Raw genomic sequence first — 15,246 nt, forward strand, 5'->3', positions numbered from 1 at the left:
TTCTCCGCGAAGCTTTCTTAATCGTGTAGACTGCGCACCCGGCAACGAATGGGACATCAACCACAGAACGCATTGCAGGACGCGTGGGGTTATGACTACCCAGGATATGGACGAGCACAACGAAGCCATACGCCTCGACCCCCAAGACGCTAACGCCTACGTCAAACGCAGCTTCGCGTGGCACACGAAAGGCGACAATGACAGAGCGATCGCCGACTGTACCGAAGCCATTCGCCTCGATCCGCATTCTGCCGAAGCTTACTTAGGACGTGGTTTCTCATGGAGGGAGAAAGGCGAGTACGACAAGGCTCTCGCCGACTATAGCAAAGCCATCGCTATCGATCCAAACAGTGCTTACGCCCATTACGCCCGCGGTATCGCACTGACTGAGCAAGGCGCGTACGACAAAGCGGTGTTGGACTGCACCGAAGCCATCCGCCTCGACCCAGAAGACCCGTCTGGCCAGCACTCCTATTACATTCGCAGCCGGGCTTGGGCGGGGAAGGGAGACTTCAACAGGGCGATCGCGGACTGCACCGAGGCCATGCGGCTCAAACCGCAATGGGGCAATGCTTACTGCAGCCGTGGCGGCTACTGGGGTCAGAAAGGCGACCATGGCAAGGCGATCGCCGACTACAACGAAGCCGTCCGTCTCGACCCCCAAAGTCCTTATGCATATAACGGCCGTGCCGCCATGTGGTGCGAGATAGGCGAGTACGACAAAGCGATCGCCGACCTGAGCGAAGCCATCCGCTTCGCCCCCCACGACGCCTACGCGTACCACGCCCGGGGGTACAATTGGTACAGCAAGGGCGAGCACGACAAGGCGATCGCCGACTACAACGAAGCGATCCGCTTCAAACCGCAGTGCACCGACGCTTACATCGGCCGCGGCTTGTCTCACGATAAGAAAGGTGATTTCGACAAGGCGATCGCCGACTACAACGAAGCGATCCGCCTCGAACCACAGTCTGCCGACTCCTACTACCGCCGTGGCTTGTCTCACGAAAAGAAAGGTAATTTCGACGACGCGATCGTCGACTACACCGAAGCGAGTCGCCTCGACCCTCAGTCTGTCGATGCCTGCTACCGCCGTGGATTGTCTCACAAAAAGAAGGGTGAGTACGATGACGCGATCGTCGACTACACCGAAGTGATCCGTCTCGACCCACTAGGCGCCATAGTCAGCAGCGCCTTGTACAGCCGCGGCGTGGCCTGGAAGGCAAAGGGCGAATACGAAAAAGCCATCGCCGACTGCACCCAAGCGATCCGCCTCGAACCGCAGTACACTAACGCTTACATCGGACGCGGCTTGTGCTGGGCCAGCATAGGAGATTTCAACAAGGCCATCGCCGACTACAACAAAGCCATCCGCCTCGACACCGAATCTGCCGACGCCTACCACAACCGTGGCACCGCTTGGGTGAACAAAGGCGAATACGAAAAGGCGATCGCCGACTTTACAACAACCATCCGCCTCGACCCACAAGACGCCAAAACCCACAACAACCGCGGCATCGCGTGGAGCCGGAAAGGAAATTACCCCGAGGCCATTGCTGACTACTCGCAAGCCATTTGCCTCGATCCAGGTTGCGCCTCACGTTACAGCGTTCTCTCTTGGCTCTTGGCGACCTGTCCTGACGGCCGGTACCGCGACGGCGCCAAGGCCGTCCAATTGGCCGAAAAGGCAAGCGAGCTCGTCAGTGAAATGAATATTAAACAACTGCATGGGCTTGCCACAGCCCACGCCGAAAATGGGAGCTTCGATGAAGCCATTGCGTGGCAAAAAAAGGCTCTCGATCTAGCCACTGCAGAAGACGAACCATCCATGCGACAATGCCTAATCTGGTACGAGGCTGGCAAGCCTTACTCTGAGTTGTGAACCCCTTGCGGCCGATGCCCCGCTACATCTTCCTGCAATTTTTTTGATTCTCTACTTCACGATTGCATGGAAGTGAGGGCCGGAATGACCGCGAGCGACACCTGCCGCCCGGCACCGGCCGCCGCTGGCCTAGCGCCCAGGCGGGGGGCCGCCCGCAGAATCTCGGCCACCCACCTGCGCTACGCGAAGTGATCGAAGGCCTTGCGCCCATTAAGAGAGCGCTCGACTTCATCAACACGCCGTAGATCGCGGCCAGCGCCGGTAGTAGATCTCGTCGAAGCCCTCTCACGAATCGAATCCGCCCTCGCAGTTCCGGCTTGCCGCGCTGGGCGGTGGCCAGTCGGCTCCCGCCCTTCCGTTTCTGTTCGCCCAAATGTCGCCCGGTCGTTGGCCGTACGCCCGCTATCACTTCCGCGAATGGTCCTCAAACGACCAATCGCCGGTCACCTCGAAACCATGCATCGGATCGCACCGCGGCCTACGTGCACGCTGGCGATACAGATTCGTGAAACTCGAGGAAATACGCATCCGTGGGACGAACGTCAGGAGTATTAGAGGTGCTCCGTAATCATCGCGGCGCACGGACTACTCCTGTTCTGTTCCCACACCCAAGGTCAAATCTCCATGGCAACACGCCGAATCTTTGCGTCCACGTTCGCTCTCGCTTTGGTCGCTCTCGCTCCTCATCACGCCGCCGCCGAGGCGCTCTTTGGGCTCGCTGGCAGCGGGATCAACCAGCGTCTGGTGGTGATCAATACGAACACCAACGCGGTGACCTACAACACGCCGATCAGCGGCTTGGTCGACGCCCTCGGCGCCGAGTCGCTACAGAGCATCGACGTCCGCCCGGCGACCGGTGAGCTGTTTGGCTTGGACAACAACAGCAACCTCTACACGATCGCTCCGCTCACGGGCATGAGCACTCTGGTGGGTCAGCTCTCTCCCACACCGACCGGCACCCCTTCGACGAGGACCATCGATTTCAACCCGACGGTCGACCGGATCCGCGTGCTCGGCGACTCGCCCAGCAACAACAACCTCCGCGTGAATCCCAACGACGCCTCGACGCTGGTCGACGGCACGCTCGCCTTCGGCGCAGGAGACACGAACGAGGGCGAGCGGCCCTTCGTCGTGGGGGGCGCCTACACCAACAGCGTGCCCGGCGCGACGTCGACGATGCTGTACGACGTCGAGGCAGGCCTGGACGTGCTGGTCACGCAGTCGCCGGCCAACGACGGCACGCTGCAGACGGTCGGCCCGCTGGGCGTCAACCTGATCAACACGGCGAACGCGAGCTTCGAGATCTCGGGCGCCACAGGCGACGCCTACCTGGTGTTCACCGGATTCCTGGGGAGCGGCGGCAACGTGCTCTACTCGGTGGACCTCGGAACCGGCGCCGCCACGTCGACCGGCCCGATCACGGGCGTGCCCAGCGGCAGCGTGACCGACATCGCCGCGGTGGCTCAGAACGCTTTCCCTCAGCAGTTCATCCCTGAACCGGCTTCGCTCATGCTGCTCGCCATCGCCGGGATGCTGGGGGCCTGCGGCCGTCGCGCTCGGTGAGTGGTGGCGCCGCCACAAAACCATGCACTAGCAACGACGCCCCCGTTGGCCACAGGCCGGCGGGGGCGTTTTTTTGTGGGCGTGCGAAGCTGACGACCTTACGCGTGGGGCCTACTGGCCCGGCGTCAGCCGTTGCAGGCCGAGCACCCAGGCTGGGGTCGCCCGCAGGTATTCCACGACTCGCTTTTTCTGCGCGAAGTAGTAGCAGGCGTTGGCGCCTTGGAAGACCGCGCTCATCACGATCACCGTGCCGTACAACGCGACAAGCGCCAGATGGTAGACCTGGTCGAAGCCCTCGAACGAGTCGAACACCTCGCGCAGCTCGGGCCTGTCTCGCAACTCGGCGGCGAACGGGCTTTCGGCCGACAGGCCGGCGAGCAACATCCAGCAGCTGTAGACGACGATCAGTCCCAAAAAAGCGACCTGATTCCAGCCCAAGAAACGGGGCGCCGACTCGTCGAACCGCAGCAGCCGTCGGCGGCCGGCGAACTCGTTGTAAGCGACCGCGGCCATGCCGACCGTCAACACAAAGCCGGGCATGCTGAAGAGCGCGAACGGCGCCGACAGGGCCGCGAACAGGCCGATCGTCCAGCCGTTGAACCGCGCGACGGCGGCCGCCTTGCGGATCTTCTTCGCGCGGTCGTGCGCTAGCGTAACCTCGAGCTCCTGCGCGGGGCTCAGCGGGGCGGGCGTTTCGGTGGTGACGCAGGCGGCGGGCATCCGAAGCCCCTTGGGATCCGTGAGAGCGCGTCCGCAATCGACGATGACCATCGAGCGGCGGCGTTGGGCGACGCAAACTGCGTCGGGGGGCGTATAACCCCCTCTCACGAAACGTAGCTCACTGCGGGCGCCTGGGGCTTGGCCGCAAAGCGTCGCTAGCGCCCCACGCAGTCACAACCGCTATGAGCGATAGAAACCGCCGGTTCGCCAGCCCGATCCGCCCTCACACCGCGGAAGCGGAAGCCGGTTTCTTCGCCGGCTCGTCGGCCAGAGTGACCTGGAATTGCGACGGCGGGCTGGGTTGCGTCGTCTCGAAACGCTCCAGCCCCCGCGGCCGCGAACCGCGGCTCTCCTTGTCGACCAACACCTGGAGCGCGCCGATGTACTCGGTCATCAGGTGATCGGAGAAGTGGTCGACTCGGCCGCGGCGCAGCGAGCGCCAGAAGCCCCAGAAGCGGTCGCGCATCTTCCACACGCCCTCGACGTCGCTGATCTGGCCCTTGCGGTTGAGGTAGATCTCGCGGCCGCCGTGGGCGTAGCCTAACCACGCCGGCGGGACGCGGGGAACGATGTCGTTGTTGTTCACCCAGCGGTAGTACTCGAGCTTCACGTGGTTGATGTACCGCTTGTTGCCGACGCGCGGCGAGCCGTAGGTGTAGATCGCGCGCGGGTTCGAGTCGATCGCCGAGAGCTTGCAGCGCCCGCCGCAGATGGCGGCCATCGCGCCGCCGAGCGAGTGGCCGGCGAACCACAGCGTTTGATCGTTGCTGCGGAGCGCCTCCTCGAGCCGCGGCCAGAGGTCGTCGACCTCGCGTTTGAAGCCGCGGTGCACACGGCCGACCGTCTCGCCGGCGTCCCAGGCGGCGTCGAGATCGGCCCGCACGTCGTTCCACTCGTTCGGCTCGGTGCCGCGGCAGGTGACCACGGTGTCGGTGTCGTTCGAAAAGATGTACGCCTGGGCGCCGTCGCGGTCGTAGAAGCGGATCTCGGGGAAACCGATGGCGTTGGCCACCAGGCCCGCCTCGGCGCGGCTGAAGTACGAGAGCCGCGAGAGCTCGGCGAACAGCAGCGATCGCTCGAGGAACGTGAGCCCCTCGATCGCGCCGTCCAGCAGCGAGGTGGCCACGAAGGGAGGCAGGCTCTCCACCGGCGGGGCAGCGTCGATCGGAGCGCCGTCGATCGGGGCGCAGTCGATGGGAAAGGGAAGCTTGGCGGGGTTGCTCACGCTTGAGGCCATCCGTGTAGCAAGGTCGTTGCGGCTCGGGAGAAGCGGAGGGGCGATCGCCCGGTCCACCTAGGAGAATCTAGCCAGCCTCTCCCGCGATCACAAGCGATTTGCCCACAGCCGCGGCCGCACGCAAGACGCACGCGCCTAAGGCTGGCCCTCGGCCGAGTCGAGCTTGCCTCGCCAAAAGGCTTGGGCCTCGGCCAGACGCTCGGCGGAGGGTGCGGCCTTTTCGTCGGCCGCTAGCTCGTCGAGCCACTCCAAGAAAAACGCCACGCTCGAGCGGCTCACCCGCCGCTGGCCCGACATCTCGACGAACCACGGGGCCGACTGGGCCATCTGGTAGCGGTCGGCGTCGACCGTCACGGCCCGCACGGCGAACCAGCCGGCCGAATCGAACTCCACCGGTGGCAGCCGGCCGCCGCCGGCGGCCCAGTCACGCAGCGGCACGGTGGCCGCCACCTCGTTGTTCTTAATAATCTCGAGGTACTCGATCTTGTCGCGTGTCGCGAGGCTGAGGCCGACCTCGAACGTGAGCGTCTCGCCGTGATTCAGGTAGAACACGGCGCCGGGGGCCCGCCCCTCGGCCTTCGGCCTCAGCAGCGGTCCGTTGGTCACGACCGTGGCGCCGGCGAGGGCGGCGTCCCACCAGTCGGGAGAGGCCTGCGATTCGCTGTTCGTGTCGCCCGTGTGGGCGTACACGCGTGCGGCGCCGAGCGTCGTTTCTTCAAAGCCCGATCCGCTCCCCGCCAACGGGACCAACCGCAGCCCCGCGCCGAGCGTGTGGTGATAGACCGCTTCGCGCCAGCGGCCCAAGCCGCGGCGGGCGGGGTAGCGGGACCGATCGCGAGGCCGGTTCCCTTCGCTTTCTTCGGGGCCGAGCACGAGCAGGGCGTCGACCGCACCCTCGGCGATCCACGCCGGCAGGCGCCAGGCGCCGGCGTCGGCGATCACGACGAGGCCCGCCTCGCGCGCGGCGAGCGCGACCGCCAATGGGTCGTCGCCCCTGAGTGATCGAAAGTCGAATGGCCCGTCACGCGACACGATTGTCAGCGAGCCGCCGGGGCTCTCGACCCGGGCGGCGCTGTAGTGGTGGGCGTCTTCCTCTTTGAGGCGGCGGATCGCTTTCGCGGGCCGCCACGAGCCGCCGCTCCAAACGTGACCCACCTGCGGCGCCGCGGCGAGTTGCTCGGCTTGCCTCGCGACGTCGAGCCCACCCGGCTCGCGCGAGGCGAGCAGGTCGGCGGCTAGCCAACCCTCTTTGGCGAGATGCGCCGCGCGGCGCATCTCGACCCGCTTCGAGTCCTCGGCGCGGCGATCGATCTGGAAGTGGCCGCTTTGCGTGAGGTACTCGGGGCCGGCGTCGATGACAAAGCGGTAGTTGCCGCGTCTCAGCGGCAAAGTCACGTTGCCTGGAAAGTACGCGTGGTCACCCCAGACAGCGACGCCCCAACGCCGCGCCGCGACCGGCCTACCGCGGCCGTCCTGCAGCTCGATCCGCACGGGGAGCGGGGTGAGCGTCTCGGCCTCGACGGCCTCGATCTCGAGGACGCCATCGGCGCGTGGCGCCCCCCCGGCGACGCCGTCCACCAGGACGATGGCCGCCCAGGCCAGGGGCAGAAGTAGAGCTTGTTTTGGCAAACCAATCATCATCTCTAAGCGTAGCACACCGGATCGGAGGGGTGATTGCTCTCTCGGCTGCCTCGCTAGGCTTCGTGAGGGCGGCCCGCCCCCGGGGGCCGCTCACAGGCCTGTTTCGGCGGGCCCATAGGAAGCGCCCCCGTGGCGAGGGTAAGATGCTCAAACCACCAGTCGGAAACCTTCCCCTTCCAAGTTCCCCCCAAGCAACCCGCCGCCACTCCGGAGCCCGATGGCCGAAGATTACTACAAGGTGCTAGGCGTCAAGCGCAACGCCCAGGAGGACGAGATCCGCCGGGCGTATCGCGAGCTCGCGCGCAAGTACCACCCCGACCTCCACCCCGACGACGAGTCGGCCAAGAAGAAGTTCCAAGAGGTGCAAGTCGCGTTCGAGGTGCTCAACGATAAGAAGAAGCGCGAGAAGTACGACAAGTTTGGCGCCGGCTTCGAGAACATGTCGGGTGGACCGGGCCGGCGGGGCTGGCCCGGGGCGGGCGCGGGGGGGCCCGGAGGAGGCGGGGCGCACGAGTTCGACTTCGACCTGAACGACATCTTCGGCGGCTCGGCGAAAGCGGGCCGCGGGGGCGGCGGCGGTTTCGCTGATTTGTTCAAGCAGTTCGGCGGCGGCGCCGCGGGCGCCGGCCCGGGCGCCGCCACCGGCAGGCCCCCGGCCAAGGGCGCCGACCTGGAGCACGAGATCACGATCCCCTTCGCCACGGCGGTGCTCGGCGGCGAAGCGGCCATCCAGGTCCGCCGCGCGAACGGCCGCGAGGAAACGATCTCGGTCAAGATCCCCGCAGGCGTGGATGACGGCAAGAAGATCCGCCTGAAGGGCCAGGGCGACCCCGGCCCGCGCGGCGCGGCGGGCGACCTGCTGCTCACCATCCGAGCGGCGCCCCACCCCTGCTACCGCCGCACGGGCAACCGGCTCGACGTGACCGTGCCGATCACGCTGGCCGAGGCGGCCCGCGGGGCGAAGGTCGACGTGCCGACGCCGCGCGGCGTCATCACCCTCACCATCCCGGCCGGCTCCTCGAGCGGCAAGCGGCTGCGGGTCAAAGGACACGGTGTGAGAGCGAAGGACAAGCCGGCCGGCGATCTCTACGCCGAGATCGAGATCGCGATGCCCGAAGGCCTCAGCGACAAGGAAATCGAGCAGATCGCGAAGATCGCCGAGAAGCATCCCCAAGAGCCAAGGGCGGACCTGCGGTGGTGACGCTGGGGGCGACAAGCTGGGCGCCCCTGGCGCAGTCGCAAACCGTGCTCGAGCGGCTCGACCCGCCGACCCGAGCGGCGGTGCTGATGGCGGTCATCGGCCTGGTGCTGCTCGGCCTGGCGCTGGTGGTGCTCACCATGATCGGCGGCCGCTGGCTGCGACGCGTCGCGCGCGACCGGCCAGCGACGCAAGCCATCGAGTCGAAGAAAAAAGCCTATCGGGCCAGCACGTCTCAGCCCGTCGCTCGATCGAACGGCCTCACGGGCGACACGGCGCCGGGAGAAGACAGCTCGAGCGAGACCACCGCCTGAGGCTCGTCGGATGCCCGGCACGAATACCGAGCCGAGGGACCACGCCTCGCCCGCCAGGTTCGTCACGCTTGCTTCACTGGCTCCCCACCACATTTCACCCCCTTCGTCTCTCGTCGCCGTGCCCGACTTTTCCTTCCCCAAGAACGCGCGGCTGCTGAAGAAGGCGGAGTTCGACGCCGTCTTCGCCGCCAAGTCGAGCGCGTCGGACGGGGTGCTGCTCGTCTTCGCCCGGCCCAACGGCCTGGGGCGGCCCCGGCTGGGATTGGCCGTCTCGCGCAAAGTGGGCAACGCGGTGGCGCGCAACCGCTGGAAACGGCTCCTGCGTGAGGCGTTTCGGCTCGCCCAACACGAGCTGCCGGCCGTGGACCTCGTCTGCCTGCCGCGGCTGCGTGGCAAGCCTCGATTCGCCGAGGTCGACAGCTCGCTGCGGCGCCTGGCGGGCAAGGCGACCAAGCGCGCCGAGCAACGCGCCAAGAAGCGCGACGCTCCGCCCGGGGGCCCATCGTGATCGCGTCGCTGCGGTTCCTGATCGAGGGGATTCGCCTGCTGGCGCTGCTGGCGTTGCTGGCGGCGGTCGGGCTTTACCAACGCTTCGTGAGCCCGTTGCTGGGGCCGAGCTGTCGGTTCACGCCCACGTGCAGCCAGTACTGCGTGCAGGCGGTGCTGCGCTACGGCGTGCTGGCGGGCTCGTGGCGGGCCGTGCGCCGTGTCTGCCGCTGCCACCCCTGGAACACCGGCGGCTGGGACCCGCCTTAAAAGCGGTTGAGCCAGCAACGGCGAGCCGGGTGGCCCTCCGGCTCGCCCGCACTCCGGCGCGCCCTGCACGCTTCGGTGGGAATCGCCTGGGAGAGCCGCCCACTCCCGCCTTGCCCGGTTCGGCGTAAACCCCTAACCTCCGCCCCACTTGCGGCTTTGCTGCGCGCCTCGCGGGGCGTGCGGCACGCCCACGGGATGGATCCCGCGGGCGCCCACTATCCACGTGACCCTCCAACCGAGCGCCGAGCATGACGCGTCGCGCCCCTCTCATCACGCTCAGCCTTGCGCTGTTACTACTGACCGTTGCGCCGACCGGCTGCATGGCGCCGCTGTTCCGCGGCAAGGTTGTGGAGCAACAGCTCGACGAGATCGATCCGCCCGGCGAGCCGACCACGAACTTCGTGTCGCGCTACACCCACCCGTACGGCTTGGATTACGTCCAGGTCCAAGCGGTGTCGCTGGTGACGGGCCTGAAGGGCACCGGTGGCGACCCGCCCCCCACGCCCCAACGGGCGCAGCTGCTCGAAGAGATGCACCGCCTCAACATCGAGAGGCCGAACACCGTGCTCGCCATGCCCGAAACGGCGTTGGTACTGGTGCGCGGCTTCTTGCGGCCGGGCATCCAGAAAGGCGACCGCTTCGACCTCGAGGTCCGAGTGCCGTCCAAGAGTGAAACCACCAGCCTACGCGGCGGGCACATGCTCTCCGCCTATCTCACCGAGATGGCGGTGCTGGGCAACTCGATCCGCTCGGGCAGCACGCTGGCCGAAGCCGAGGGCCCGGTGCTCGTCGACCCCTCGGCCGAGGGCGACGACGCGGGCGACACGGCGGTCGCCACCCGCGGGCGGATCCTCGGCGGCGGCGTGGCGCTCAAGTCGCGGCCGCTCGGCCTGGTGATCTCGCACGAGCACCAGAGCGTGCGGATGGCGCAGGCGATCTCGAAATCGATCAACGACCGCTTCCACCGCTACGACCAAGGCCGCAAGGTCGGCGTCGCCAAGCCGAAGACCGACGAGTTCATCGAGCTGCACATCCACCCGCGTTATAAAGACAACATCACCCGCTTCGTGAAAGTCGTGCGCAGCATCGCCGTGAGCGAGACCTCGGCGATGCGGACCGAGCGGCTCGGCCGGCTCGAGAAGCAACTGCTCGACCCGCTCACCTCGGCGGTGGCCGCCATCCGCCTCGAGGCGATCGGCGGCGAACGGGCGATCGAGATCCTGGCCGCGGGCCTCGACTCGAGCGATCCCGAGGCGCGGTTCTACTCGTCCGAGGCGCTCGCCTACCTGGACGACACGCGCGGGGCCGACGCGTTGATTGTCGCCGCCCGCGACGAGCCCGCCTTCCGGGTGAACGCCCTGGCCGCCCTGAGCGCCATGGACGACGTGGCCGCCTACGAGGGGCTCCGATCGCTGCTCGCCTCCAAGAGCGCCGAAACCCGCTACGGCGCGTTCCGCTCGCTGTGGGCCATGAACGCCGGCGACCCGATGCTCCGTGGCGAACGACTCGGCGGGCAGTTCGACTTCCACGTGCTCGACGTCGACGGCCCCCCGATGATCCACACCACCCGCAGCTTCCGCCCCGAGATCGTTCTCTTCGGCGAGGGGCAACAATTCCAGCTCCCGTTCGTGCTCGACGCCGGCAAGGACATCTTGGTGAACGGCATGACCGGCGACCAGATCGTGGTGAGCCGCTTCGCGGCGGGTGAGGAGTCGCAAAAGCTCACGGTGGGAACCGACGTGGATGCCGTTGTCCGCGCCATCGTGCAACTCGGCGGCGGCTACCCCGACGTGGTCCAGGCGCTGCAGCAGGCCAATACCGACGGCGCCTTGGCGAGTCGCTTCTGTGTCGACGCCCTGCCGCAGACCGGCCGCGAGTACAGCCGACAGAATCATTCGTCGGACGGCGTCGAAAGCGATGCGGACGCCGAGGCGAGCGACAAGTACCGTGTCGCCACGCCCGTGCCCGACTTGTTCTCCGAGCAGAGACAGTGAGATGAACCGGGATACGGAAGGCGAAACGGCCGGCAGAAAAACCTTTGAGCGATTGAGGCTGGGCGCGTCACGCGGATAGCGCGTCTTCGTTCCGAATTCCGCATCCCGAATCCCGCAATGCTCAAGTCCCTCGAACTCGCCGGCTTCAAGAGCTTCGCCGACAAGACGCGGTTCAGCTTCCCCGAGGGAGTGACTGTCGTCGTCGGGCCGAACGGCTCGGGCAAGTCGAACGTGGTCGACGGCATCAAGTGGGTGCTCGGCTCGCAGAGCCCCAAGCAGCTGCGCGGTTCGGAGATGACCGACGTCATCTTCAGCGGGTCGGCCAGCCGCCGCGCGGCCAACACCGCCGAGGTGACGCTCACCTTCGCCAATGTCGAATTCGAGGGCGGCCGCAGGCTGTTCGACGTCGACGAGGACGAGGTGCGTCTCGGGCGCCGCGTCTACCGCAGCGGCGAGGCGGAGTACCAAATCAACGGCCGCCCCTGCCGGCTGCGCGACCTCCGGGAGCTGATCGCCGGCACCGGATTTGGCGGCGAGACCTACTCGATCATCGAGCAGGGGCGCGTCGACGCGATGCTTCGCGCCTCGCCCGCCCAGCGGCGGGCCTTGTTCGAAGAGGCGGCCGGCATCAGCCGCTTCCGGCTCAAGAAACAAGAAGCGACACGCCGGCTCGACCGCGTCGATCAAAACCTGCTGCGACTCTCCGACATCGTCGACGAGGTCGAGGGCCGGCTGCGACGCGTCCGCAAACAGGCCGGCAAGGCGCGGCAATACCGCGAGCAGACCGAGCGGCTGCGCGAGGTGCGCACCCAACTCGCCCTGGCCGACTGGGACACGATGTCGGCGCGGTGCGAGCGGATCGAGTCGCAGCTGCGCGACAGCGAGACGCGGCTGGCGACCGCCGGCGAAGAGATCGAGCGACTCGAGACGGCCCGCGACAAGCACGCCCGCGAGACCGAAGACGCCACGCGACGCGCGCGCGAGGCGGACTCGCACCTGGCGGACCTGCGCGAACGGATCGCTCAGGCCGAGTCGGTCGCCCAGCTCGAACGCCGCCGGCTGTCGGAACTCGAGGAAGAGCTGGCCGAGCAACGCGGACGCGACCCGCTCGAAGGGCTCGCGCCGAGCGACGAATCGGCCGAGCAGCGTGAAGAGGCCAAGGCCCGCCTGGAAGAGGCGCAGCAGCTCCTCCGCGACGTCGAAGCGCGGCTGCGTCAGGCGGAGGCCGAATCGAACGACGCCTCCCGACAGGCCGAAGCCGCCGCCGAGGCGTTCCGCTTAGCGAACGAGGAGCACGGCGCCGCCGAGTCGCGGGCCCGCGAACTCACCGCCGAGCACCACCGGCTCGAGGCGGTCGCCGCCTCGCTCCAAGAGAGCGAAGCGAAACGCCGCGAGCGGCTCGAGGCGATCCGCAGCCGGCTCACCCAAGCGCAGGACGAACTGGCCGTCGCCCGCCAAAGCGAAGCCAAGGGGGCCGACACAAGCGCCCGCGTGCGGGGGCTGCTCGAGCGGGCGCAGCAGCGGCTCGACAAGAGCCGCCAACGGCAAGCCGACGACGCCCGCGCCCTGGCCCAGGCCGAGGCGCGGCTCACCGGCGTCGAGCACCGCACGGCGGTGCTCGACCACGAACGCCAAAGGCTCGAGGCGCTCGGCGCCGAGATCATGGGGCTGCTCGAGCGGACCCCGGCCGAACGGCGGCCCACGGTCCACGGCCTCGTGGCCGAGGTGTTGCACGTCGACGTCGATCTGGCCGACATGGTCGAGGCGGCCCTCGGCGTGAGCGCCGACCACGTGGTGGTCGAAGAGGGCGACCTGCTCGTCGCGGCGCTCGAAGGCTCCGGAGTCGAGCTCTCGACCCGCGCCCACTTCCAACGCGGCGACGCGCGGGGGGCGGCCAGCGTCATCGACCGCGTCGATCTCTCCGGCGAGCCGGGCGTGATGGGCCGGGCCGACCAGTTCGTCGAAGCGCCCGAGCCGCTGGAGGCGATGGTCGTCGCGTTGCTCGGCCGCACCTGGTTTGTCGACACACTCGCCACGGCTGTGCGGCTGGCGTCGCACGCCGGCCGGGGGCTGAGTTTTGTCACCCACAAGGGCGAACGGCTCGGCGCCGACGGCGTGCTCTCGGTCGGCCCGCGCGGCGACGCCTCGGGCGCGCTCTCGCGTCGCAAGGAGCTCGCCGAGTTGCACGCCACCTCGGAGCGGCTGCGCGGCGAAGTCGCTAGCCTCCAATCGCAAGTCGCCGCGGGCGAGCGTGCGGTGGCGATCCGCCACGGCCGCGCGAAGGCGCTCGGCGCTCGGCTCGACGGGCTCGCCAGCCAACTGGCCGAAACGCGTCAGGGAGTCGGCGCCCTCAGCGAGCGCGTGCGTCGGGCCGAAGAAGAAGCCGCCGAGCTAGACGGCTCGAACGCGCCGGGCGACGCCGAAGAGCGACTCGCGTCGCTCGCCGCCGAAGCCCAAGAGGCGAATCGGATCGTCGCGGCGGCCGCGTCGCAACAGGCCGAGGCCCAGCAGCACGAGGCGGCGGCCCGGCGCCGCAAGTCGGCCGCACGCGACCGCCTCGCCGAACTGCGCATCGAACAGACCCGCCGCGAGCACGAGCTGCGGCTGCTCCGCGCCGAGCGCCGCAACGGCCCCTCGACCGAGGAGCTGGAGCGCGCCAAACGCGAGGCTCGGCAGCGACTCGATCAAACCCTCCGGAGGGCGACCGCTTGCGAGTTGGCGATCCTCGCCGCCCAGAGCACGGCGGCGCCGCTGTGGATCGAGAAGGAGCGGTGGGCGCGCGTCAAATCGGCCGACGGGCCGCTGCTGAGCCGCGCCCGGGCCGAAGCCTCGGAGCTGAGCGACCGCCTCGAACGGCTCCGCCGCGAGAGCGAGCGACTCCGCGCGCAGCAGCAAAAGAACGAACTCGCCCGGCAGCAGCTCACGCTCGAGGCGCAACAGCTGTGCGACCGCATGCAGGAGGACTACGGCGTCGACGTCGCGGCGGCCGCCGCCTCACGCCCCGAGGGATCCGCCAAGCCGCTCGCCGACGCGGACGCCGACGCCTTGCGCCGCGAGATGGAAACGCTGCGTCGCGACGTGAACAGCGTCGGCGCGGTGAACCTCGAATCGCTCGAAGAGCTCGACGATCTGGAGTCGCGCTTCTCGCAGCTCTCGGCGCAGTACGAAGACCTGAGCAAGGCGAAGGCCTCGCTCGAGCGGCTCACGAGCCGCATCAACACCGACAGCCGCGAGCTGTTCCTCGCGACGATCGACACGGTGCGCGAGCACTTCCGCGACTTGTTCCGCCGGCTGTTCGGCGGCGGCGAGGCGGACATCGTGGTCGAGGACGACGGCGCCGACATCCTGGAGTGCGGCGTCGAGATCACGGCCTGCCCGCCGGGCAAGGACCTGCGGAGCATCTCGCTGCTGTCGGGCGGCGAGAAGACGATGACCTGCGTGGCGCTCCTGCTGGCGATGTTCCGCAGCCGGCCGGCGCCCTTCTGCATCCTCGACGAGGTCGACGCCGCGCTCGACGAGGCGAACATCGGCCGGTTCACTTCGGTGCTCGGCGAGTTCCTGGCCTCGACGCAATTTATCGTGATCACCCACTCGAAGCGGACGATGGTCGGCGCCGACACGCTGTACGGCGTCACGATGCAAGAGTCGGGCGTCTCGAAGCAGGTCTCGGTGCGGTTCGAGGACGTGACCGAAGACGGCCAGATCGCGCCCGCCAAAATGCTGGCCGATCGCGAAGAAACCCCGACCATCGAGGGGCCCGAGGGCGTGGGGCACGACGGCCAATCGCCCGAGCGGCGGGCCGCTTAATCGTCAGGCGCGCGAGCACTCTTGCAACCGTCTCGCCCCGCCGGCCTTCGTCAGTCGTCGCGCTCAGCACGAGGCGCGCAACACGCGCGGATGGTGCGACTCGTGAAAGCGTCTAAAGTCCTCCCCCCCGCAGA

11 protein-coding genes are annotated in these 15,246 nt (G+C 67.9%); 8 read left to right on the top strand and 3 right to left on the bottom strand.

Annotation, left to right across the window (positions count from 1 at the left end; translation table 11 throughout):
• The first annotated feature begins 106 nt into the window (after window positions 1–106).
• Window positions 107–1,882: a tetratricopeptide repeat protein gene (locus Mal64_RS10245; RefSeq protein ID WP_197525638.1), complete on the top strand. Its 1,776-nt coding sequence runs from the start codon at window positions 107–109 to the stop codon at window positions 1,880–1,882.
• A 624-nt stretch (window positions 1,883–2,506) separates the two neighbouring features.
• The gene (locus Mal64_RS10250) at window positions 2,507–3,445 is read left to right on the top strand and encodes a DUF4394 domain-containing protein (RefSeq protein WP_146399759.1); all 939 of its coding nucleotides are present in this window, start codon (window positions 2,507–2,509) and stop codon (window positions 3,443–3,445) included.
• Between the two features lie 111 nt (window positions 3,446–3,556).
• On the opposite strand, the gene Mal64_RS10255 is transcribed toward Mal64_RS10250, so the two are convergent.
• The 3 genes from Mal64_RS10255 to Mal64_RS10265 form a co-directional block, all read right to left on the bottom strand.
• Window positions 3,557–4,165: a hypothetical protein gene (locus Mal64_RS10255; RefSeq protein ID WP_146399761.1), complete on the bottom strand. Its 609-nt coding sequence runs from the start codon at window positions 4,163–4,165 to the stop codon at window positions 3,557–3,559.
• A 223-nt stretch (window positions 4,166–4,388) separates the two neighbouring features.
• Window positions 4,389–5,390, bottom strand: a complete 1,002-nt coding sequence (locus Mal64_RS10260; RefSeq protein WP_231993652.1) for a lipase family protein — start codon at window positions 5,388–5,390, stop codon at window positions 4,389–4,391.
• A gap of 147 nt (window positions 5,391–5,537) precedes the next feature.
• Entirely contained in the window at window positions 5,538–7,031 is a 1,494-nt protein-coding gene (locus Mal64_RS10265) for a hypothetical protein (protein WP_146399766.1), read from the bottom strand.
• Between the two features lie 229 nt (window positions 7,032–7,260).
• On the opposite strand from Mal64_RS10265, the gene Mal64_RS10270 reads away from it, so the two are divergent.
• The 6 genes from Mal64_RS10270 (at window position 7,261) to smc (ending at window position 15,112) form a co-directional block, all read left to right on the top strand.
• Window positions 7,261–8,244: a DnaJ C-terminal domain-containing protein gene (locus Mal64_RS10270; RefSeq protein ID WP_146399768.1), complete on the top strand. Its 984-nt coding sequence runs from the start codon at window positions 7,261–7,263 to the stop codon at window positions 8,242–8,244.
• The gene (locus tag Mal64_RS10275; RefSeq protein ID WP_146399770.1) at window positions 8,238–8,555 is read left to right on the top strand and encodes a hypothetical protein; all 318 of its coding nucleotides are present in this window, start codon (window positions 8,238–8,240) and stop codon (window positions 8,553–8,555) included. Before Mal64_RS10270 ends, Mal64_RS10275 begins: the two co-directional genes overlap by 7 nt.
• A 118-nt stretch (window positions 8,556–8,673) precedes the next feature.
• Window positions 8,674–9,063: a ribonuclease P protein component gene (gene rnpA, locus Mal64_RS10280; protein ID WP_197525639.1), complete on the top strand. Its 390-nt coding sequence runs from the start codon at window positions 8,674–8,676 to the stop codon at window positions 9,061–9,063.
• Entirely contained in the window at window positions 9,060–9,311 is a 252-nt protein-coding gene (gene yidD / locus Mal64_RS10285; RefSeq protein WP_231993653.1) for a membrane protein insertion efficiency factor YidD, read from the top strand. The genes rnpA and yidD overlap by 4 nt, the downstream gene beginning before the upstream one ends.
• Window positions 9,312–9,559: 248 nt before the next feature.
• Complete coding sequence (locus Mal64_RS10290) at window positions 9,560–11,305, top strand: flagellar basal body P-ring protein FlgI (protein ID WP_146399774.1); 1,746 nt, start codon at window positions 9,560–9,562, stop codon at window positions 11,303–11,305.
• Between the two features lie 117 nt (window positions 11,306–11,422).
• On the top strand, window positions 11,423–15,112 hold the full coding sequence (smc, locus tag Mal64_RS10295; RefSeq protein WP_146399776.1) for a chromosome segregation protein SMC: 3,690 nt from the start codon (window positions 11,423–11,425) through the stop codon (window positions 15,110–15,112).
• Window positions 15,113–15,246: the final 134 nt, after the last annotated feature.

The sequence above is a fragment of the Pseudobythopirellula maris genome, assembly GCF_007859945.1.
Taxonomy (GTDB): domain Bacteria; phylum Planctomycetota; class Planctomycetia; order Pirellulales; family Lacipirellulaceae; genus Pseudobythopirellula; species Pseudobythopirellula maris.